We start from the raw sequence: 20109 nt of genomic DNA on the forward strand, positions 1-20109 counted from the left end.
TGAGTATCTGCGGGGACGTGACGAGGCGCGCGGGTTTACACGGCGGCGGGGCCGACCAGCTCCTCCAGGACGTCCTCCATCGTCACGTAGCCGAGGACGGTTCCGGCCTGGCCGGTGACGGCTGCGAGGTGGCTGCCGGCGGCGCGAAGAGCGGTGAGGGTGTCGTCCAGCGGGGTGTCGATTCCCACCCTCGTCACCGGGTGGAGCGCCGAGCGCGGGAAGGGCTTGTCCCGGTCGGTGACGCCGAGGGTGTCCTTGATGTGGAGGTAGCCCAGGACAGCCCCGGCCGGACCGGCGACCGGGAAGCGGGAGTAGCCCGCGCGTGCCGCGGCCCGCTCCAGTTCGGCCGGGGTGATCCGGTGGTCGACCGTGACCATCCTGCCGGCGGGAACGAGGATCTCGCCCACCGGCCGCGTACCCAGCTCCAGCGCGTCACGCAGCCGCTCGCCGTCGGCGGGCGAGAGCAGTCCGGCCTCGCTGGTGTCCTGGACCATGCGGGCGAGCTCGTCGTCGGTGAAGACGGAGGACACCTCGTCCTTCGGCTCGACGCGCAGCAGCCGCAGCAGTGTGTTGGCGAAGGCGTTGATGCCGAAGACGACAGGCTTGAGCGCATGAGTGAGGGCGACCAGCGGCGGGCCGAGGAGCAGCGCGGTCTTCACCGGGGCGGCGAGCGCGATGTTCTTCGGGACCATCTCGCCGATCAGCATGTGGGCGTACGTGGCCAGAGTGAGCGCGATGACGAACGCGACCGGGTGGACGAGGCCATGCGGCACATGGGCCGCGTCGAAAGCGGGCTCCAGAAGGTGGGCGATGGCCGGTTCGGCGACCGCGCCCAGTACCAAGGAGGACACGGTGATGCCGAGCTGGGCGGTGGCCATCAGGGCAGAGATGTGTTCCAGGCCCCACAGGGTCATGCGGGCACGCCGGTCGCCTTCGCGCGCCAACGGCTCGATCTGGCTGCGCCGTACGGAGATCAGGGAGAACTCGCCGCCCACGAAGAACGCGTTCGTCAGCAGGGTGAGGAAACCGATGGCGAGCTGGACGGCGGTCATCGGGACACCTCGTGCCGCTTCGGCTCCGCGATGCGGGCGGGTTCGGTCAGGTGGATTCGATCCGCCCGGTGATGCTCGACGTCGAGGACGTCGAGGCGCCACCCGTCCAGCGTGATCGCGTCGCCCTGGGCGGGGATCCGGCCGAGGCGGGTGGAGATCAGGCCGGCCACCGTCTCGTACGGGCCTTCCGGCGCGCGCAGCCCTATGCGGGCCAGCTCGTCGATCCGTACGCCGCCGTCGGCCTCCCAGGTGGCCCGGCCGTCCTCGGTGGGCGGCGCGGGCAGCAGGTCGGGGACCTCGACGGGGTCGTGCTCGTCGCGGACCTCGCCGACGACCTCCTCCACGATGTCCTCAACCGTCGCCACGCCGGCCATGCCGCCGTACTCGTCGATCACGACCGCCATGGTCCGGCTCGCCCGCAACCGCTCCAGGAGCCGGTCGGCGGGCAGCGTCTCGGGCACCAGGAGCGGCTCGGTCACCAGCTCGGTGATCGGAGTGGCCGCCCGGGCGGCGGGTTCGAGGGCGAGGACGTCACGAATGTGGACGGTGCCGATCACGTCGTCCAGGGAGACCCGGTAGACGGGGAAGCGGGACAGGCCGGTGGCATACGTGAGGTTCGCGGCATCTGCGGCCGTGGCCTGCGCCTCCAAGGCACGGACGTCGACACGCGGGGTCATGACGTTCTCGGCCGTCAGCTCGCCCAAGTGGAGCGTACGGACGAACAACTCGACGGAGTCCGCCTCGATGGCGCCCTCGGCCGCCGAGTGCCGGGCGAGGGATGCCAGCTCGGCGGGGGTCCGGACGGTGGCCAGTTCCTCGGCCGGCTCCAGGCCGAAGCGGCGTACAAACCGGTTCGCGCTGTTGTTGAGGTGCCGGATGAAGGGCCCGAAGGCGGCGGTGAAGGCCCGCTGGGGGCCGGCCACGACCTTGGCGACGGCCAGCGGCCGGGAGATCGCCCAGTTCTTCGGCACGAGCTCGCCCACGACCATGAGCACGACCGTGGAGATCGCCACACCCAGGACGGTGGCGACGGTGGAAGCCGCTCCGCCGAGACCGATCGCTTCGAGCGGGCCGCGCAGCAGCGCCGCCAGCGAGGGCTCGGCGAGCATGCCGATGACCAGCGAGGTGACGGTGATGCCCAGCTGGGCTCCGGAGAGCTGAACGGTCAGCCGTCGAACCGCACGCAGCGCACCTTCGGCACCGCGTTCCCGCGCCTCGACGGCCCGCTCCAGCTCACCGCGCTCGACGGTGGTGAGCGAGAACTCGGCCGCCACGAACACCGCACACGCCAGCGTGAGGGCCAGGGCCAGAAGCAGCAGAAGCACCTCGGTCACCGTGCCACCCCCGCTCCCAGGCTCGACGCGTCCGGGCAGGCGGTGGCACGGCTGGTACTGGGAGGCTCACCCATTGCGGGTCGCTCACTCCTTCTCGTCCTCGGCGGAAACGGTGGTCAGACGACCACGCAGGCTCTACACCACTGTAAAGGAAAGGCAAACCGGCATCGAGAGCCGATGTCCCAGCTATCTGTCAGGGCGCGGAGCGCCACAGCGCGGAAGTTCCCGGCTACCGGCGCGCGGCGACTCCGGACCGGCCCCATCCCCTGGAGCCGGCACCGGCGGCGACCGCGCCCACGCCCAGCCCCAGGACGACGCCGAGGCCGAGGTCGCCTCTCCAGATCACGCCGAGCGGGACGCCGCCCAGAAGACCGAGGGGGAATGCCAACACGGCAACCGTGCCGCGGGGTCGGCGGGCAGCATCGCCCTTGGCGATCATGCGGGCGTCCTGCGGCTCGTCCGTCATCTCACTGCCTCCCTCGCGGTGACCCTGGGCGCAACGGCTGTTCCCCACAAGCACCTTTCGGACACTCTCTCCGAACATCCCCTGAGTAGCAGCCCGCTGAAGCCCTCACCCTATATTCTTCTACAGTCTTGTAGAGAGCGCCGGGCTGGGTTCGCGTGCGTGTCTGCACGCTCGACCCGGTTCCCGCGCTGCACCCGTGGGAGGACGTCATGGCTTCGATCGACCTGGACAAGGTGCTGGACGGCGCGTGGGCGGACAAGAGCCTGCCCGAGATCCTCGCGGCACCTGTCGCCGCGCTCAAGGGCGTGTCCGACCGGGACGGCGAACTTCTTCGGGAGGCGTTCGGCGTCAAGACGGTCGCCGACCTCGCGGACCTGAAGTACGTGCGCTGGGCCCAGGCGCTCGCCGACCTGGACGCCGCCTCCAAGTAGCGCTGACGACTTCCGTCGGCACCGCCGCCTTTGCGGAGGTGCCGACGCCGATGAGCACCTGAGGTACGGCTTCGATCCGGCGAGCCCCTGAAGATGACGGATCCGCCACGTCGCAGGGAGGAGCCATGCGGTCAAGGGCCGCCGCGATGGAGATCAGTCGCCGGTGCCGGCCGTGCTCCAGTTCACGCGGAGAGCCGTTCGATCATGATCCGCACCACGGTGACGTCGGCAGGGTCCTTGATGAAGTACACCTGTCGCCGCCCGTCCCTGCGCACTCCGGCGAGCCCGGATCGCTTGAGGGCCGACAGGTGCTGGCTGATCATAGACGGCGCTCCGCCGACCTGATCCGTCAGACGTGCCAAGTCGCTCTCGCCCTGCGCCAAGGCCCGGAGGATACGCAGACGCACCGGGGACGCCAGCAGCCCGAAGGTCACGGCCGCCCGTTCCAGGACCTCGCCGGACGCGCCCCCGAGCACACGTATGTCGTCCGACGTCACCTGTTCGCACCCCTCCCCGGCCCAAGGCAGTGCCGCTGTCCGAATCTGTGCGCCCGGCACGACTCCGGCTGATTCCAGGACGGACATCCCACCTCTATGCTTCTACACGCATGTAGATGGCCCGAGGTTGTCCGGCCCAAGTGCTGAACCACACAAGCTATATGAAGGAGTGAACGCCCAATGGTGTTCAAGCGTCTGCTCGGCTCGCTCGGCGTGGGCGGCCCCTCGGTGGACACCGTGCTGGATCCCGGCGCGGTGACGCCCGGTGGCGTCCTGAGCGGTCAGGTGCACCTGAAGGGCGGGAACGCCGACTTCACCATCGAGCACATCACCCTGGAGCTCGTGGCCCGCGTCGAGGCCGAGCACCACGACGGCGAGTCCGAGGGCGTGGTCGTCTTCCATCAGCACGTGGTGGGCGGGAACTTCCGCCTCGCCGAGGGCGAGCAGCACAGCGTGCCGTTCTCCTTCCCGCTGCCGTGGGAGACGCCGATCACCGAGCTGTACGGGCAGGGCCTCGGCATCGTCCTCGGCGTACGCACCGAGCTGGGCGTCGCCGGTGCGAAGGACAAGGGCGACATGGACCCGCTCCCAGTCCGGCCGCTGCCCGCGCAGGAAGCGATCCTGGAGGCCCTCGGCCAGTTGGGCTTCGGCTTCAAGTCGGCCGATCTGGAGCTCGGGCACATCCGGGGCACCAGCCAGCAGCTGCCCTTCTACCAGGAGATCGAACTCGCACCGTCCCCGCAGTACGCCCATCAGATCAACGAGATCGAGGTGACCTTCCTGGCCGGGCCCGCCGGTCTGGAGGTGATCCTGGAGGCCGACAAGCGCGGCGGCTTCTTCTCCGAGGGCCACGACACCGTCACCCGCTTCACCGTCGGCCACCATGGCGTCGAGCAGACCAACTGGAACGCCGAGGTCGACGGCTGGATCCGCCAGCTCGTCGAGCACCGCGCCTCGCACGGAGCGCACTCCTCGTACGGATCCCACGCCGCATACGGCCACGGAGACAATCACCACGGCGGTCACCACGACGACCACGGCCACCGCTCCGGGCCGGGCATGGGCACCGCGATCGCGGCCGGTGCGGCAGGTCTTGCGGTCGGCGTCGTCGGCGGCATGGTCGCGGCCGAGGCCGTCGACGAGATCGGCGACTTCTTCGAGGGCGACGAGGAGGAAGGCGACGAGGGCTGACACAGCCTGACGACGCCTCATCCGCACCCCTCCTGGGCCCGCGACCGCATGCCGGTCGCGGGCCCTCCTCCCCGACCGGACGGGATCGCGCTCGTACGGCCACACGGCCATCCGGCGCGCGTCCCCGGGAGTGTCAACCGGGTCTGCCTCTACGGGACTGTAGATTCCGGGCTTGGGGGATACAGCGGCACCGCTTCTCCCCACAGGAGCCCGCCATGCGAGCACGCCCCCTCATCCTCGCCGCGATCGCTGCCGCCCCGCTGGCCGCATCGGCATGCAGCCCCGACCCTGCGTCGCTCGCCGGCGAACAGACCACAGGAGGGGCCAAGCGCGGGATGGCTGCGGAGGCAAGGGCCTCACTCGCGACGCCGACATCGACGGCCGCTCGCCCGAGAAGCCGCCCCTCTCGTGGGGCGGCCACGGACGAGTTGACCGGGAACAGCGCGGCGCGGCTCAACGCCTGGTAGTTTCTACATCAACGTAGAAGATGTGGGTGGTCCGGACCGTCCCCATCCGGCCCGGACCGCCTCCGACACGTAACGGAGCTCGGACATGGCCCTGTGGGACCGCATCAAGGAATCCGCGTCGACGATGCAGACGCAGCTGATGGCGAAGAAGAACGACCTGAAGAGCGGCGCCTTCCGTGACGCCAGCATGGCGATGTGCGCACTCGTCGCCGCCGCCGACGGCAGCATCGACCCGTCCGAGCGGCAGAAGGTCGCCCAGCTCATCATGAGCAACGAGGTACTGCAGAACTTCCCGGCCGAGGACCTCCAGCGCCGCTTCGAGGCCAACTGCGACAAGCTCACCGCCGACTTCGACTTCGGCAAGGTCAGCGTCCTCCAGGAGGTCGCCAAGGCCAAGAAGAAGGCCGCCGAGGCCCGCGCCGTCATCCAGATCGGCATCATCATCGGCGGCGCCGACGGCGACTTCGACAAGGACGAGCAGGCGGTCGTACGGGAGGCGTGCTTCGCCCTCGACCTCCCTCCGCACGAGTTCGACCTGTAGTCCACGACCTCCAGGGTGCGGCCCGCCCCGTCGTCGCGGGCCCCACCCTTTCCCCTCTGTCAGGCCAGGTCCGTCAGCTCCTCCGCGAACACCTGTGACAGCGGCTGCGGTCCCACGTACTGCTGGCAGTTGCACTGGCCCGCCTCGTACCGGACCGGCCTCTTGTGCTCGTCCCAGGCCGTCGGTACCTCGACGCGCTCGTGACACCGGCCCTGCTTGTCGTGCTTCGCGAGATGGTGCGTGCACCCGCACACCGGCTCCGGCGGCTTGTGCGCGGCCTCAAGTGCGAGGCGTTCCTGCTTCGCCCCCTCCAGCAGTTCCAACTTGCGCTCGTGGCGATTGCGCAGCGCCGTACGGATATTGTCGGCCGCCCACGCGAAGCCGCCTGTCCAGAACAGGATCAGGACCCACCAGAACCAGTCCATCAGTCCCCCTCATTCCCCCGGTATGTACGGGAGCCAGGATAGGAGCGGGCAGGCCGCCTCAGAGAGGGGTCGCCGCCTTCAGGATCAGGAACAGGGTGACGGCCGAGTTCGCGGAAGAGAGCGCCGAGACCGTGGTGCCGGCCGCCGCGCCCCACGCGGCCAGACCCGCGCTGGTGAACAAAGACGGCCAGACGCTCGCGGCAGGAGCGGGGCCAAGGAGGGCCGCCACACGGCGCGGCACAGGACCGGCCGTGGCGAAGCCCGCGAGCGTCACCGAAGGCGCGCCACGGGAGATCAGCGCGGCCTTGCCGACCGCTCGCGCCACGACGCGGCGGCTGCCGATCCGGGCGGCGGCCTCCTCGTCCGCCCATCGCTCGGTCGTGTACATCACTGCCGTGCGCAGGGGCCGCAGGAACGGGTTGGCACGGGCGGCCAGTTGCACGAGGAGCAGAAACCGGTGATGTCGGGGGTCCAGGTGGGCACGCTCGTGTGCGAACAGCGCCCGGCGCTCGGACCCGGTCAGGGTGGCGAGCATCGCGGTCGTGACGATGACTCGTCCTTTCCGGCCCGGCAGCGCGTACGCGTAGGGCGTCTCGTCGGGCAGAACGACGACCGATGTGGCGGGCAGGCCCGCCAACGCGCGGCCGGCGCGGCGGCGGACTCGACGGTGCCGCCACCCCGCTCTGACACATGAGGCGAGGACGGCGAACAGGGCGGGGATGGCGACCTTCCCCGCGACCTCGTCGTAGGGCACCGCCTCACGAACCTCCGGGTCGGACCAGCCGTCCGGCAGCGGATTGCCGGGAAGCTGCGCGGTGCCGACCACCATCAGCAGGGCCAGACACACGGTGCTGCACACGGCAAGCACACCGGACACGCCGGCGAGGAGCCAGGTGGCCGTCCGCGGATGCAGATGGTGCTCGGCAAGGCGTGCGACCGGCCACGCCGTTAAGGGCAGAACCAGCGGCAGGAAGACGAAGACCCCCATGCGGTCAGTCTTCCCCCTCTTCAGGGTCCTGAGCCAGCAGGTCCCGCAACAGGCGCTCGTCGTCGAGCGAGAGGCCCGTCACGAAGCTGGCAAGCACCGCCTCCCGATCCGTCTCGCCGTCCAGGACCCTCCGCATCCGCAGCGCCGCGAGCCCGGCCTCGTCGGCGACCGCCGTCCATTCGAACGACCGGCCCGCCCGCTCGCGGGACACAGCGCCCTTGGCGTGCAGCCGGGTCAGGATCGTGATGACGGTCGTGTACGCGAGGTCACCGCCAATCCGCTCCTGCACCCACCCTGCGGTATGGGCACCGCCGGCCTGGCGCAGCGCGGCCAGCACCTGCGCTTCGAGCTCGCCCTGTCCCCGACGCCGGGGAGGGGCGTCCTGGCCCTCTCGCGTGTTCCTCGTCATTCCGCCGCCCTCCCACCGACTCGTCCTGCCTCCTACGAGGCGGTACATCGTACTGAGGCGACACGCTTCGGTACGCGCCCGTTTCCGTGATGTTGGTGGCGACGTACGCCGCCCGGGGAACGGGGCCACCGCATCGGGGTCACCCTTCCCGACTTTTCTACATCACTGTAGATTTACTGGCTCCAGCACGCCACGTTCCGGAAGGAAGACGACATGGGAGTGAGCCTCTCCAAGGGCGGCAATGTCTCGCTGAGCAAGGAAGCCCCTGGTTTGAGCGCGGTCACCGTCGGCCTGGGCTGGGACATCCGCACGACCACCGGCGCCGCCTACGACCTCGACGCGAGCGCCCTGCTCCTGAACGACACGGGGAAGGTCGTCTCCGACCGGCACTTCGTCTTCTACAACAACCTCACCAGCCCGGACGGTTCCGTCGAGCACACCGGCGACAACCTCACCGGCGAGGGAGACGGCGACGACGAGGCCATCAAGGTCGACCTGGCCGCCGTACCGGCCGACATATCGAAGATCGTTTTTCCTGTCTCCATCCACGACGCCGACAACCGGGGCCAGAGCTTCGGTCAGGTCCGCAACGCCTTCATCCGCGTGGTCAACCAGGCGAACGGCGTCGAACTCGCCCGTTACGACCTCTCCGAGGACGCCGCCACCGAGACCGCGATGGTCTTCGGCGAGCTGTACCGCCACGGCACCGAGTGGAAGTTCCGGGCCGTCGGCCAGGGCTACGCCTCCGGCCTTGCCGGCATCGCGGCCGACTTCGGCGTCAACGTCTGACCCACCGAGCAGGACAGCCCCTCCAGCGAACGGAAGACCGTGTTCGGAATCAGCGAGATAGCGATCCTTCTGATCGTCGTCATCCTCCTCCTCGGCGCCAAGAAGCTGCCCGAGCTCGCCCGCAACGCCGGCAAGGCAGCCCGCATCCTCAAGAGCGAGGCCAAGGCGATGAAGGCCGAAGGCACCCCGGAGCAGCAGGCCACCTACCAGGCGACCGACAGCCGCCCCCTCCAGAACCCGGCCCAGGGCGGCGACGAACCCCCCGGTGCCTCACCGGGCCCCTCCTCAGGGAACGCGCGCCCCTGAGCCCGGCGGCGATGCGTCTGCAACGCCTCGTTCGCAGGGAGTGGCCGGCGCACGAGTAACTGCGCTGGGAGAATTCTGGGAGATGATCTCCTCCCGGTCTCCCTCGCAGGCCGACGCAGCCCCACATACGCCAAGCCGCTGACCTGCACTGTTGCCAAAACGGCCAGGCCGCGAGCCCTGCCGGACCTCATTCGGGACGAAGAGGTCGTGGGTTCAAATCCCGCCACCCCGACAGCTGAAACACCAGGTGAGGCACCTACCGTCTTCGGTAGGTGCCTCACCTGTTTGTCTGCGCGTTCATCTGCGTGACGACCACTTCACGCCCGGCAGGGCGGGAGATCACTTCCGGCGGGACGCCACGGTCGAGGGCCCTCGTCCTGCTCCCCCGGGTCCGCTCAGTTCCTGGTGAGTGCTTCCTGGCGCACCCACTGGAGCAGGGTGGGGTTGTCCACGGTGGTGATGACGCTGATGGTGCTGCGGACGTGGCGGTCGCCGTCCAGCAGGGCCAGCATGCTCGCGGCCAGGTCCGCGCGGGCGGTGAACCTGCCGTCGGCGTGGCCCTCGACGACGGTGTGGTCGGTGGGGGAAGGCAGGTGGTAGAGCCCGCTCGGGCGGACGATCGTCCAGTCGAGGTCACTGGCCCTGACCAGGGCTTCCATCCTTCGCATGTCGTCGTACAGGGTCCTGCCCAGCACCCGTGTGACGTACGGCAGGAGGACGCGGTTGAAGAGGACTCCGCCGTCGGAGTAGGGGTGCGGGTCGACTCCGCTGGAACTGACCACGGCGAGCCGGCGCAGCCCGTGCCGCCGCATGGCGGCGACGATGTGCGACGTTCCCGTCGAGTAGGTGTGGACGGGTTCCTTGGCGGCGGGGACGCCGAGGGTGGACAGCACCGCGTCCCGCCCTGCCACGGCGGCGTCGACGGCCGCCGGGTCGAGCACGTCGGCGCCGACCACACGGAGCCGGTCGTGGCGCAGCGGGAAGGCGTCCGGCGCGCGGGTGACCGCGGTGACGTGATGTCCGGCGCTGAGGGCCTGGTCGGCGAGAAGGCGGCCGGTGAGGCCGTTGGCCCCGAAGATCGTGATCCGCATGACGGTTGTTCCTCCTTGTGGAGTGACGGCACTTCCCGGGGCGGGCCGGCCTGCGGCGCGCAGCGGGCCGAGGGCGCCGGCCCCGGACGGCAGCTCGTCGGCCTCCGGGTCTCAGTCGGTGGTCTGTCGGGCCCGCTGCGAGTCGTGCAGGACCGCCCAGGCGTCCGCCACGGGGCCGACGTGCCCGAGCTTGTCGGGGTTGCTCACGGTGCGGATCGCCTGGATCCGCCCGTCGAGGATGTCGAGGCTCCAGGTGGTGACGACGTTGCCGTCCCGGTCGCGGAAGATCGCGCCCGGTCGGCCGTTCACCTCGCGCGGCTCCAGGGCGCCGCCGATCCCGAGGAACGGCGGGAGGAGGGCGGCGAGCACGCGGGCCACCTGATCGTCACCGAGGAAGCCGTCGGCCCACTGCGGGGCCTTGCCGCCGCTGTCGGCGACCAGCCGCACGTCGGCGGCGAGCAGCTCGCGCAGTCCTTCGACCTCTCCCTCCCGGACGGCGTCGAAGAACCGCGCGGCGAGCTCCTCTCGCTCGCGCCGGTCCGCCTCGAAGCGGGGCCGGCCCTCGTGCATGTGACGGCGGGCGCGCACCACCAGCTGGCGGCACGCCGCCTCCGAGCGGCCCACCGCCGTGGCGATCTCCGGGAATCCGAACGCGAAGACGTCCCGCAGGACGAACACCGCGCGCTCGAGCGGGGTGAGCCGTTCGAGCAGGAGCAGCGTGGCCATCGACACCGAGTCGGCCAGCTCCGCCGAGCGCTCCGGATCCTCATACGGATCGGTCAGCAACGGCTCGGGGAACCAGGGCCCGACGTACTCCTCGCGGCGGACCCGGGCAGAGCGGAGGACATTGATCGAGAGGCGGGTGACCGCGGCGGACAGGAAGGCCTTGGCCGACGCGGGCGACGTCGTGGACACCTGGTAGCGCAGCCAGGTCTCCTGCACGGCGTCCTCGGCCTCGGCCACACTGCCCAGGATCCGGTAGGCGATCGAGAACAGCAGCGGCCGCAGCCCCTCGAACTCCTCCGCCTTCTCCGTCTGCCCGGTCACGCCTCCTCCCCGAAGCCCTTGCGCCACGACGGACGACGCGGCCGCCGGCCGAGCGCGCGCTCGGCGTCGGCGAATCCGCGTCCTCCCGTCATCACCACCACGGCCCTGTCGCCGGCCGGGACCCCCGTCCCTCCTGCCACGAACACCCGCACAACCGTCACCTTCTCCTCGTCGGCGTCAGCCCTCACCTCCCGAGACAGGACGGCCGCTCGATCTGTGACATCGGGAGCGAGTGCGTGGGTACGGACGAGTCCGGCGGAGGGCGCGCGGCACGGTGGCGGGCCGGACGGGCCGCGCCGGGGCCGGGCGCGTCCCGGGCCCTCCGAGCAGGCGGTCGTGGGCGGGGTCGCCCCGGCCCCGGCAGCCCGGGTGGGGTATCCGACCCGGGCGGCCGTCCGCGAGTGATCACCGCGCTCTACTCTGGTGGTTCTGTCAGGTTGGCTGACCGTCGAAAGGCTGGGTCTCAGGTGCTGGTCGCGGACCGATATCGGCTCCACATGTGTATCGGACGAGGCGGCATGGGTGAGGTGTGGCAAGCCACCGACGAGGTCCTCGGACGGCCCGTGGCCGTGAAGTTGATGCTCGGTCACGAGACCGACCCCTCGGCCGCCGACCGGTTCCGGCTGGAGGCGCAGACGGCGGCGCGGCTCAGCCATCCGCACGTGGTCGGCGTCTTCGACTTCGGCACCTGGGACGGAAAGCTGTACCTCGTCATGGAGTTGGTCGAGGGATCCAGCCTCGCCGGAGACGCGGGGACGGCCCCCGTGCTGCCGCCCGAGCGGGTCGCCGTCGTCGCCGCGCACGCCGCGGCCGGACTCGCCGCCGCGCACCGGCAGGGCGTCGTGCACCGCGACATCAAGCCGGGCAACCTGCTGCTCGACACCGACGGCACCGTGAAACTGGCCGACTTCGGCATCGCGCGCTTCGTCGACGACCCGTCGGCCGCGCTCACCACCACCGGCCAGATCGTCGGCACCGGCCTCTACCTCGCCCCCGAGCGGGCGCTCGGCCAACCCGCCTCGTCCGCCTCGGACGTGTACTCGCTCGGCTGCGTGCTGTACCAACTCCTCACCGGGAGACCCCCGTTCCAGGGGGACACCGCCACCGCCCTGCTGTACCAGCACATCGACACCCCGCCGGCGCCGCCCCGGCAGCTCGGCGTCGGCCTGCCGGCCGCGTTCGAGGCGTACCTGCTCACGCTGCTGGCGAAGCAGCCGGAACACCGGCCCGCCGCCCAGGCGATAGCCGAGTGGTTCGGATCGGGCGCCTGGCGCGAGCACCCGCAGCCGTCGCCCGTGGCCCACCCGGCGCCCGTGCCCCGGCCCGCGTCCCACCGGACGACGTCGCCGCACACCGCCGGCCGGCCCCTCCCCCAGCCCCGCACCGTGCCCACCTCCGGGTCACGGGCCGCGGGGCGGACGCAGACCGCGTCGCGACGGCAGCCGCGGCGCTCCGACGGTGGGCTCGCCGAGCTCTCCCGGCGCCGTCCGCGCAAGACGGCCGCGGTGGCCGGCGGGATCGCGTTCGTGGTCTTCCTGCTCATCGGCATGTCGTGGCTCGCGCCGGAGGACAGCTCGGCGGGCACGCCCGGTCCCGGCCCGACCGCGACCGCCCCCGAACCCGCCGGGGACGGCGCCCCCGCCTCGTAGGGCCGTACCCGCGGCACGGAGCCGCGGCTGGGCCGGACGGCCGATATGCGAGGAACCTCCCCCGATGGTCAGATGGGCCGGTATACCCGGTCACAGCCACGCGGAGCGGAGCACACGCCCATGAGCGACACCCTGCCCTCCTTCGAGGACACCACCGACTTCGAGAACGCCGACCGGGGCTTCGTCGGCGCACTCGCACCGGCCGTGGTCAAGGCCGCCGACGGCCGCGTGGTCTACGACAACGACGCGTACGCCTTCCTGGCCGCCGACTGCCCCGAGACCGCCCACCCGAGCCTGTGGCGCCAGGCCCAGCTGTGCTCCCGCCAGGGCCTGTACGAGGTGACCGAGGGCATCTACCAGGTCCGGGGCCTCGACCTGTCGAACATGACCGTCGTCGAGGGCGAGCGCGGCATCGTCGTCATCGACCCGCTGATCTCCACCGAGACCGCGGCCGCCGCCCTCGCGCTGTACCGCGCGCACCGCGGCGACCGCCCCGTCACCGGGCTGATCTACACCCACTCGCACGGCGACCACTTCGGCGGCGCACGCGGCGTGCTGCCCGCGGGCACCGAGGACGGCGTCCCCGTCCTCGCCCCGGCCGGCTTCCTGGAGGAGGCGGTCAGCGAGAACGTCTACGCGGGCAACGCCATGACCCGCCGGGCCGCCTACATGTACGGCGCGAACCTCCCGAAGGCACCGGACGCCCAGATCGGCGCCGGACTCGGGTCCACCACCTCCACCGGCACCATCAGCCTGATCCCGCCGACCGTGGACATCACCGCGACCGGGCAGGAGGAGACGGTCGACGGCGTGCGGATCGTCTTCCAGCTCACGCCCGGCACCGAGGCGCCGGCCGAGATGAACTTCCTCTTCCCCGACCACCGCGCCCTGTGTCTGGCCGAGAACGCCACCCACAACATGCACAACATCCTGACCCTGCGCGGGGCCGTGGTCCGCGACGCCCGGATCTGGGCGCGGTACCTCGACGAGGCCGTGGACTACTTCCACGGCCGCTACGACGTCGCCTTCGCCTCCCACCACTGGCCGACCTGGGGCCACGACAACGTGGTGGAGTTCCTCACCGGGCAACGCGACCTCTACGCCTACCTGCACGACCAGACGCTGCGGCTGCTCAACGACGGACTGACCGGCCCGGAGATCGCCGAACGGATCGAGCTGCCGCCCGCCCTGGCGAAGTCCTGGCACGCACGCGGCTACTACGGCTCGCTCCACCACAACAGCAAGGCCGTCTACCAGCGTTACCTCGGCTGGTTCGACGGCAACGCGGCCCACCTGTGGGAGCACCCGCCCGTCGAACTCGCCCGGCGCTACGTGGACGTGGCCGGCGGCCCCGACGAGGTCCTCGCCAAGGCCCGCAGGTACGGCGAGGAGGGGGACCCTCGCTTCGCCGCGACCCTCCTGAACCACCTGGTCTTCGCCCAGCCGGAGAACACCGCCGCGAAGGAGGCCCTGGCCGGGGTCTACGACCGGCTCGGGCACGGCGCGGAGAACGGCCCGTGGCGCAACTTCTACCTGACCGCCGCGCAGGAGCTCCGGCACGGCGTCAGCGGCGAGATGGTCGACTCGACCAACCCGGAGATGGTGGGAGCGCTCAGCGTGCCCATGCTCATCGACTCGGTCGCCGTCCGGATCGACGGGCCGCGCGCCTGGGACGACGCCCTGACCGTCGACCTCGTCCTCACCGACGAGGGCACCCGACGGCGCCTCACCCTGCACAACGGGGCCCTGACCCATCGCGAGGCCGCCACGCCCCGCACCCCCGCCGGACTCACCCTGACCCTCTCCAAGACGCAGCTCCTCGGGCTCCTGGCCGGCGAGGGGACGGAGTCCCTGGGGATCGGCACGGAGGGCGACCCCGCACTGCTCACCCGGCTCTTCTCGTACGTGACGAAGCCCGACCCCCTCTTCCCGATCGTCACGCCCTGACGCTCGCCCGTTCGCGCCGCGATGACCCGAACGGGGTCCCCCGGGTGGCCCTGCCGGCGCCGGTCCCGTCCCCTGGAGACATGCGCACACAGCAGATAGCCCGGGCCGCCGTCCTGCCCGCCGCCGCTGTGCTCGCCCTCGCCGGCGGCACGGCGGCCGTGGGCGAGGACCCCCGTCCCGCGCCCGCCGGGGACCATCCCGGGGCGCGGGACGGGAACGGCGGCCATCCCGGCCCCCACTCGGAGCTCGTGAACGAGTCCGGTCCCTCCGCCGTCGCCCTCGGGCTGGGCGCCGCCGCCCTGGCCGCGGCCGTCGCCGTCACCGTCGTCCGGAACCGGACACCCGGGGCCGCCGCCCTCAGCCGGCCAGCCCCGCCGCCACCCCCAGCAGGACCAGGATCAGGCAGATCCCGAGGTTGACCTTCCGGTAGTGCAGGAAGACCGCCGCGAACTCGCGCATGGTCGCGCTCGGCCAGAAGTAGGCGGCGGTCGGGGAGCCGACGACCTGGCCGTCCACCCCGGCCCGACGGGCCATCAGGGCCGCCCGGAACGCGTGGAAGTTGTTGGTGACGATCACGCACCCGGCTCCCGGGGCGCGCTCCTCCATCAGCTCCTTGCTGAAGAGCAGGTTCTCCTCGGTGGTCCGCGAGCGGTCCTCCCGCACGATCCGGTCCGCCGGGAAGCCGCGCTCCACGAGGTAGTCCGCCATGGCGTGCGACTCCGGAAGCTCCTCGTCGGGGCCCCGGCCGCCGGAGGTGATCAGCAGGGGCGCCGCGCCGCCGCGCGCGGCGAGGACCTCGTACATCTGCCGTCCGCGCTCCAGCCTGCTCGCGAGGAGCGGCGGCACGCGCCGGCCGCCGATCAGGCCGGAGCCGAGGACGACGACGAACGCCGCGTCGCGCCGCACTCCCATCCGGCCGTACAGGTAGGCGTAGCCGATGAAGCAGAGGAAGAGGAAGGAGACGTACGCGAGGACGGCGACGCCCGTCCCGACGGCGATGCCGAGGGTCTTCGAGCGGGTGACCAGGGCGGTCGCCATCAGGGCGAGCAGGCCGAGGATCAGCAGACCGGCCAGCAGCGACAGCAGGTTGGCGGGTCGGCGGCCCTCCTTGCGGACCATCTTGACGCCGTTCGCGCACAGCAGCCCGGCCAGGACGACCGGCCCGAGACCGAGCACGAGCAGTACGACGACCATCACCGTCGTGGCGACGCCCGGCGGCGCGGCGTCGAGTCCGGCGAGGAGGCCGAGGCCGAGGAAGGTGACGGCGAGGCCGAGGTGGACGGCGTTGGAGAAACGCCGGCGGTCGCGCAGCACCCCGACCCCGAAGAGCAGCAGGAAGACGGCGGCCACGGCGAAAGCGAGCATGCCGTCATCGTAGGGCGGCCCTTGGGCACCGTCCCGCGGATCCGGGAGCGGTCTCCGGCCGGCCGTCGGGCACGGATCCCTCTCCCGCCGGGGCGAGTCGGGCCGGGGCGAGTCGGGCCGGGGCGAGTCGGGCCGGAGCGGCGGAGCCGGCCCGGCCCGGCGGCGTCCCGTGCCCCGGACCGGTCGCGCCGGCGGGCCGGCCGGCCCTTCCCGCGCGGGGCGCGGTGGGGGACGATGGCGGCATGGAGTTCGCCGTGTTCGTGACGCTGCCGGGGCTGGTCATCCTGCTGACGGGGATCGCCTTCGCCGACCAGATCCTGCGCGCGACCGGCCGCGGCCGACGCTCCGGCCAGGTCTCCTCGACCGGCTTCGAGCAGCTGCACGCCACGTTCTCGCAGGGGAAGCAGAACGAACTGAAGGAGCGGCAGAGCGCCCTCGTCCTGCGTGACGACGAGGAGGACGGTGCGCCGCCGCACCGCTCGACGGTGGACCTGGCGGGCGGGCGCGCGGTCATCCGGCTCGGTGGGACCGCGCGGCCGTGAGCGGTGCGTCGTGAGGCCCCGGGGCGATGCGGCGTCGGACCCGGCGAACCGCGGGGCCAGGCGGCTCAGCGGGGCCGTGACGCCTTGAGGGAGTACATCAGCGGGATGCGGGGGCGGTCGGCCGGGAAGCGGTAGTAGCCGTCCTCGTGCCGCCTGAGCGTCTCGTACCGGGAGTACAGCGAGACGTCGTGCTCGTGCAGGAACTCGATCCGCAGTCCGGCCCGCGCGATCGCCGTGACGACCTCGCCGACGGGGTGCACCCACTCGACGCTGCGGTTGTGGACGGTGGCGGCTCCGAGGTCCGCGTACGTCCCCGGGCTGGTGTCGACCCAGGGCTCGCGCACGAAGTAGTCGTTGACGATCCGGCTGCCCGTCTCGTCGTCGAGGGAGTCGGTCAGCGGGTGGAACTCCGCGACGTAGAGGAACCCGCCGGGTGCGACGAGGGAGGCGGCGGTCTCGGCCCAGCGGTCGAGATCGGGCAGCCAGTTCAGGGCGCCGGTGCCGGTGTAGACGATGTCGTACGACGAGTCGGGGACGGCCTCGGCGGCGTCGTAGGCGTCGGCGGCGACGAACGCGGCCCGGTCCGGGGTGTACCCCAGGTCGGCGGCGAGGGCGCGGGCGGTCTCCACGGCGGGCTCGGAGAAGTCCAGGCCGACGACCTGCGCGGCTCCGTGACGGGCCCAGGAGAGGGTGTCCAGGCCGATGTGGCACTGGAGGTGGAGCAGGGAGCGGCCGGTGACGTCGCCGACCTCCGCGAGCTCGAAGTCGCGCAGCGCCTCCTTGCCGGCGCGGAAGGCGTCGAGGTCGTAGAACGCGCTGGCGGCGTGGATGGGCACACGTTCGTCCCAGCGGGCGCGGTTCGCCTCGCGCCAGTCGGCGGGGGTCGGAGAGTACATGGCCCGGAGGTTATCCACAGGTTGCGGACGATGCGAACGGATTGTCGGCGGATCGGAGCATCATGGGGCCATGACCGAGAAGAACGAGATCACCGACCTCCCCCGCTGGGAGCAGCGATTCCGGGCACCGCGTGTGTCCCTCCCCGAGTGGGCCGAGGAGGCGCCCGACCGCTCGCTGTTCGTGTCCAACGCGACGGGCACGTACGAGCTGTACGCCTGGGACCGGGCCGACGGCGCGCAGCGGCAGGTCACGGACCGGCCGAACGGCACGACGGACGGCACGCTGTCGCCGGACGGCCGCTGGATCTGGTGGTTCTCGGACAAGGACGGGGACGAGTTCGGGGTGTGGATGCGCCAGCCCTTCGAGGGCGGCGCGGACGAGCCCGCGGTGCCCGGACTCGCGGCCTCCTATCCGGCGGGGCTCGCGATCGGCCGGGACGGCACGCTGGTCGTGGGGCGTTCGACGGACGAGGAGGGGTCGACGGTCCATCTCGTGCGGAAGGGCGCCGAGCCCGTGGAGATCTACCGCCACCGGGAGTCCGCCGGGGTCGGCGACCTGTCCCACGACGCGTCGCTGATCGCCGTGGAGCACACCGAGCACGGCGACGCCATGCACTCGGCCCTGCGGGTGCTGCGGGCCGAGGACGCCTCCGTGCTGGCCGAGCTCGACGACACCCGGGGCGGCACCGAGGAGCTGGGCCTGGCGGTGCTGGGCTTCGCCCCGGTGGACGGGGACACCCGGCTGCTCGTCGGCCACCAGCGGCGGGGGCGCTGGGAGCCGCTGCTGTGGGACGTGGCGACCGGCGAGGAGACCGACCTGCGGCTCGACCTCCCGGGCGACGTGTCGGCCGAGTGGTATCCGGACGGCTCCGGGCTGCTGGTCGTCCACAGCTTCGAGGCGCGCAGCGAGCTGTGGCGGTACGACATCGCGACGGGGGCCCTGGTGCGCGTGGAGACGCCGGCCGGCTCGGTGTCGGAGGCGACGGCCCGCCCGGACGGCTCCGTGGAGTACCTGTGGTCCTCGGCCGCCGAGCCGCCGGTGGTCCGCTCGACGGCGGGCGGGGTCGTGCTCGACCCGCCGGGCACGACGGCTCCGGGTTCGGTGGCCGTGGAGGACGTCTGGGTGGAGGGGCCCGGCGGCCGGATCCACGCGCTGGTGCAGCGGCCCACGGAGGGCGAGGGGCCCTTCCCGACCGTCTTCGAGGTGCACGGCGGTCCGGCCTGGCACGACAGCGACGCGTTCGCGTCAGGTCCGGCGGCCTGGCTGGACCACGGCTACGCGGTGGTCCGGGTCAACTACCGGGGCTCCACCGGCTACGGCCGCGAGTGGACCGACGCGCTCAAGCACCGGGTCGGTCTGATCGAGCTGGAGGACGTCGCGGCCGTCCGTGAGTGGGCGGTGGCCTCCGGGCTCGCGGACCCGGCGAAGCTGGTCCTGTCGGGCGGGTCCTGGGGCGGCTATCTGACACTGCTGGGACTAGGCACCCAGCCGGACGCCTGGTCGGTGGGCCTGGCCGCCGTCCCCGTCGCGGACTACGTGACGGCCTACGAGGACGAGATGGAGGCCCTCAAGGCGCTGGACCGGACGCTGTTCGGCGGTTCCCCGGAGGAGGTGCCCGAGCGGTTCGAGGTCTCGTCCCCGCTGACGTACACGGACAAGGTGACGGCCCCGGTGTACATCTCGGCGGGCGTCAACGACCCGCGCTGCCCGATCCGCCAGATCGACAACTACGTCGAGCGGCTCGCGGCCCGGGGCGCGGTCCACGAGGTGTACCGGTACGACGCGGGGCACGGCTCCCTGGTGGTGGAGGAGCGGATCAAGCAGGTCCGGCTGGAGCTGGACTTCGCGGCGCGCCACCTGGGGACCCGGGCGGCCGGGGGGTGAGACGGCTGCGTACCGTGGAGGGGTGTACCGGTTCCTGAGAACGCCCCGCTGGTGGGGGCTCCACGTCTTCGTGCTGCTGGCGATCCCGTTCTGCGTGTTCATGGGGAGCTGGCAGCTGGGGAAGTTCGAGGAGCGCGTCGACTCCCACCAGAAGGCGGAACGGGCCCCGGATCCGGGCACCCTGAAGCCGGAGCCGCTGGACTCGCTGCTGCCGGTCGACCAGGAGACCTCCGGCCGGCACGCGCGGGCGAGCGGGCGGTACGCGGAGCAGTTCCTCGTGCCGGACCGTGATCTGGACGGCCGGACCGGCAGCTACGTGCTGACGATGCTGAAGACGGACGGCGGCAAGTCGCTGCCGGTGGTCCGTGGCTGGCTGCCGGCCGGCGCGAAGGCCCCGGCCCCGCCGTCCGGCACGGTCACGGTGGAGGGCGCCCTGCAGGCGTCGGAGAACGCCGGTACCAAGGGCGTCGACGCGGCGGGCGGGCTGCCCGAGGGCCAGCTCGGCATGATCAGCGCGGGCACGCTGGTCAACCTGGTCCCGGACGAGGTCTACGACGCCTGGGTCACCGTCGCCGACGCGCCGGCGGGTCTGACACCGGTCCCGGCGGCCGCCGCGGCGGGCACCTCCCTGGACCTGAAGGCCTTCCAGAACCTCGGCTACACGGCCGAGTGGTTCGTCTTCGCGGGCTTCGTGGTCTTCATGTGGTTCCGCTTCCTGCGCCGCGAGGTGGAGGCCTCGAAGGACGCGGAGCTCGGCCTCTAGGTTCCGCCAGGGGCGCCTGGCCGGGCCG

General features: G+C 71.8%; 22 protein-coding genes. 10 read left to right on the forward strand and 12 right to left on the reverse strand.

Translation table 11 applies throughout. The annotated features are described in order from the left end of the window. Window positions 1-35: 35 nt before the first annotated feature. The 3 genes from ACGFZF_RS08610 to ACGFZF_RS08620 form a co-directional block, all read right to left on the reverse strand. Window positions 36-1052, reverse strand: coding sequence for a hemolysin family protein (locus ACGFZF_RS08610; protein ID WP_392582771.1), 1017 nt, complete (start codon window positions 1050-1052; stop codon window positions 36-38). Next, window positions 1049-2386: a hemolysin family protein gene (locus ACGFZF_RS08615; protein WP_392582770.1), complete on the reverse strand. Its 1338-nt coding sequence runs from the start codon at window positions 2384-2386 to the stop codon at window positions 1049-1051. Before ACGFZF_RS08615 ends, ACGFZF_RS08610 begins: the two co-directional genes overlap by 4 nt. A 229-nt stretch (window positions 2387-2615) precedes the next feature. After that, the gene (locus ACGFZF_RS08620) at window positions 2616-2852 is read right to left on the reverse strand and encodes a hypothetical protein (protein ID WP_392582769.1); all 237 of its coding nucleotides are present in this window, start codon (window positions 2850-2852) and stop codon (window positions 2616-2618) included. Window positions 2853-3061: 209 nt separating this feature from the next. On the opposite strand from ACGFZF_RS08620, the gene ACGFZF_RS08625 reads away from it, so the two are divergent. After that, window positions 3062-3283 carry a hypothetical protein gene (locus ACGFZF_RS08625; RefSeq protein WP_392582768.1) on the forward strand — a complete coding sequence of 74 codons (222 nt, stop codon included), beginning with the start codon at window positions 3062-3064 and terminating at the stop codon, window positions 3281-3283. A gap of 182 nt (window positions 3284-3465) precedes the next feature. Here the strand turns inward: ACGFZF_RS08625 and ACGFZF_RS08630 are convergent, their stop codons facing one another. Further along, window positions 3466-3780, reverse strand: a complete 315-nt coding sequence (locus ACGFZF_RS08630; RefSeq protein WP_393552115.1) for an ArsR/SmtB family transcription factor — start codon at window positions 3778-3780, stop codon at window positions 3466-3468. 180 nt (window positions 3781-3960) lie between these two features. Between ACGFZF_RS08630 and ACGFZF_RS08635 the strand changes: the two genes are divergently transcribed. After that, window positions 3961-4971 (forward strand): sporulation protein, encoded by a 1011-nt coding sequence (locus tag ACGFZF_RS08635; protein ID WP_392582766.1) that lies wholly within the window; start codon window positions 3961-3963, stop codon window positions 4969-4971. A gap of 552 nt (window positions 4972-5523) precedes the next feature. Further along, complete coding sequence (locus ACGFZF_RS08640) at window positions 5524-5979, forward strand: tellurite resistance TerB family protein (RefSeq protein ID WP_392582765.1); 456 nt, start codon at window positions 5524-5526, stop codon at window positions 5977-5979. Between the two features lie 59 nt (window positions 5980-6038). On the opposite strand, the gene ACGFZF_RS08645 is transcribed toward ACGFZF_RS08640, so the two are convergent. Genes ACGFZF_RS08645 through ACGFZF_RS08655 form a run of 3 tightly spaced genes read right to left on the reverse strand, consistent with a single transcriptional unit; the run spans window position 6039 to window position 7801 of the window. Then, window positions 6039-6404 carry a hypothetical protein gene (locus ACGFZF_RS08645; protein WP_393552118.1) on the reverse strand — a complete coding sequence of 122 codons (366 nt, stop codon included), beginning with the start codon at window positions 6402-6404 and terminating at the stop codon, window positions 6039-6041. A 58-nt stretch (window positions 6405-6462) separates the two neighbouring features. After that, window positions 6463-7392 (reverse strand): M56 family metallopeptidase, encoded by a 930-nt coding sequence (locus ACGFZF_RS08650; RefSeq protein WP_393552120.1) that lies wholly within the window; start codon window positions 7390-7392, stop codon window positions 6463-6465. A gap of 4 nt (window positions 7393-7396) precedes the next feature. Next, the gene (locus tag ACGFZF_RS08655; protein WP_392582762.1) at window positions 7397-7801 is read right to left on the reverse strand and encodes a BlaI/MecI/CopY family transcriptional regulator; all 405 of its coding nucleotides are present in this window, start codon (window positions 7799-7801) and stop codon (window positions 7397-7399) included. Between the two features lie 213 nt (window positions 7802-8014). Between ACGFZF_RS08655 and ACGFZF_RS08660 the strand changes: the two genes are divergently transcribed. Together ACGFZF_RS08660 and ACGFZF_RS08665 are read left to right on the forward strand one after the other, a co-directional pair. Continuing rightward, window positions 8015-8590, forward strand: coding sequence for a TerD family protein (locus ACGFZF_RS08660; RefSeq protein WP_392582761.1), 576 nt, complete (start codon window positions 8015-8017; stop codon window positions 8588-8590). A 39-nt stretch (window positions 8591-8629) separates the two neighbouring features. Then, entirely contained in the window at window positions 8630-8896 is a 267-nt protein-coding gene (locus tag ACGFZF_RS08665) for a twin-arginine translocase TatA/TatE family subunit (protein WP_392582760.1), read from the forward strand. 395 nt (window positions 8897-9291) lie between these two features. Here the strand turns inward: ACGFZF_RS08665 and ACGFZF_RS08670 are convergent, their stop codons facing one another. The 3 genes from ACGFZF_RS08670 to ACGFZF_RS08680 all read right to left on the reverse strand — a co-directional run bounded on the left by ACGFZF_RS08670 (window position 9292) and on the right by ACGFZF_RS08680 (window position 11222). Then, window positions 9292-9987: an NAD(P)-dependent oxidoreductase gene (locus ACGFZF_RS08670; protein ID WP_393552124.1), complete on the reverse strand. Its 696-nt coding sequence runs from the start codon at window positions 9985-9987 to the stop codon at window positions 9292-9294. 111 nt (window positions 9988-10098) lie between these two features. Next, on the reverse strand, window positions 10099-11034 hold the full coding sequence (locus ACGFZF_RS08675; RefSeq protein WP_393552126.1) for an RNA polymerase sigma-70 factor: 936 nt from the start codon (window positions 11032-11034) through the stop codon (window positions 10099-10101). Continuing rightward, entirely contained in the window at window positions 11031-11222 is a 192-nt protein-coding gene (locus tag ACGFZF_RS08680) for a hypothetical protein (RefSeq protein ID WP_393552128.1), read from the reverse strand. Before ACGFZF_RS08680 ends, ACGFZF_RS08675 begins: the two co-directional genes overlap by 4 nt. 309 nt (window positions 11223-11531) lie before the next feature. Between ACGFZF_RS08680 and ACGFZF_RS08685 the strand changes: the two genes are divergently transcribed. Together ACGFZF_RS08685 and ACGFZF_RS08690 are read left to right on the forward strand one after the other, a co-directional pair. Continuing rightward, window positions 11532-12683 (forward strand): protein kinase, encoded by a 1152-nt coding sequence (locus ACGFZF_RS08685; RefSeq protein WP_393552131.1) that lies wholly within the window; start codon window positions 11532-11534, stop codon window positions 12681-12683. 120 nt (window positions 12684-12803) lie between these two features. Further along, window positions 12804-14630: an alkyl/aryl-sulfatase gene (locus ACGFZF_RS08690; RefSeq protein ID WP_393552133.1), complete on the forward strand. Its 1827-nt coding sequence runs from the start codon at window positions 12804-12806 to the stop codon at window positions 14628-14630. A 357-nt stretch (window positions 14631-14987) separates the two neighbouring features. Here ACGFZF_RS08690 and ACGFZF_RS08695 read toward each other — a convergent pair whose 3' ends face one another. Continuing rightward, window positions 14988-15995 (reverse strand): YdcF family protein, encoded by a 1008-nt coding sequence (locus ACGFZF_RS08695; RefSeq protein WP_393552135.1) that lies wholly within the window; start codon window positions 15993-15995, stop codon window positions 14988-14990. A gap of 242 nt (window positions 15996-16237) precedes the next feature. On the opposite strand from ACGFZF_RS08695, the gene ACGFZF_RS08700 reads away from it, so the two are divergent. Beyond that, window positions 16238-16537, forward strand: coding sequence for a DUF6191 domain-containing protein (locus ACGFZF_RS08700; protein ID WP_393552137.1), 300 nt, complete (start codon window positions 16238-16240; stop codon window positions 16535-16537). Window positions 16538-16602: 65 nt separating this feature from the next. Here ACGFZF_RS08700 and ACGFZF_RS08705 read toward each other — a convergent pair whose 3' ends face one another. Further along, entirely contained in the window at window positions 16603-17433 is an 831-nt protein-coding gene (locus tag ACGFZF_RS08705; protein ID WP_393552139.1) for a class I SAM-dependent methyltransferase, read from the reverse strand. A 70-nt stretch (window positions 17434-17503) separates the two neighbouring features. Between ACGFZF_RS08705 and ACGFZF_RS08710 the strand changes: the two genes are divergently transcribed. Together ACGFZF_RS08710 and ACGFZF_RS08715 are read left to right on the forward strand one after the other, a co-directional pair. Then, window positions 17504-19318: a prolyl oligopeptidase family serine peptidase gene (locus tag ACGFZF_RS08710; RefSeq protein WP_393552142.1), complete on the forward strand. Its 1815-nt coding sequence runs from the start codon at window positions 17504-17506 to the stop codon at window positions 19316-19318. A gap of 22 nt (window positions 19319-19340) precedes the next feature. Further along, window positions 19341-20081, forward strand: a complete 741-nt coding sequence (locus tag ACGFZF_RS08715; protein WP_393552144.1) for an SURF1 family protein — start codon at window positions 19341-19343, stop codon at window positions 20079-20081. The last annotated feature ends 28 nt before the right edge of the window (window positions 20082-20109 follow it).

This window comes from Streptomyces sp. NPDC048338 (assembly GCF_043201055.1).
Classification (GTDB): Bacteria; Actinomycetota; Actinomycetes; order Streptomycetales; family Streptomycetaceae; genus Streptomyces.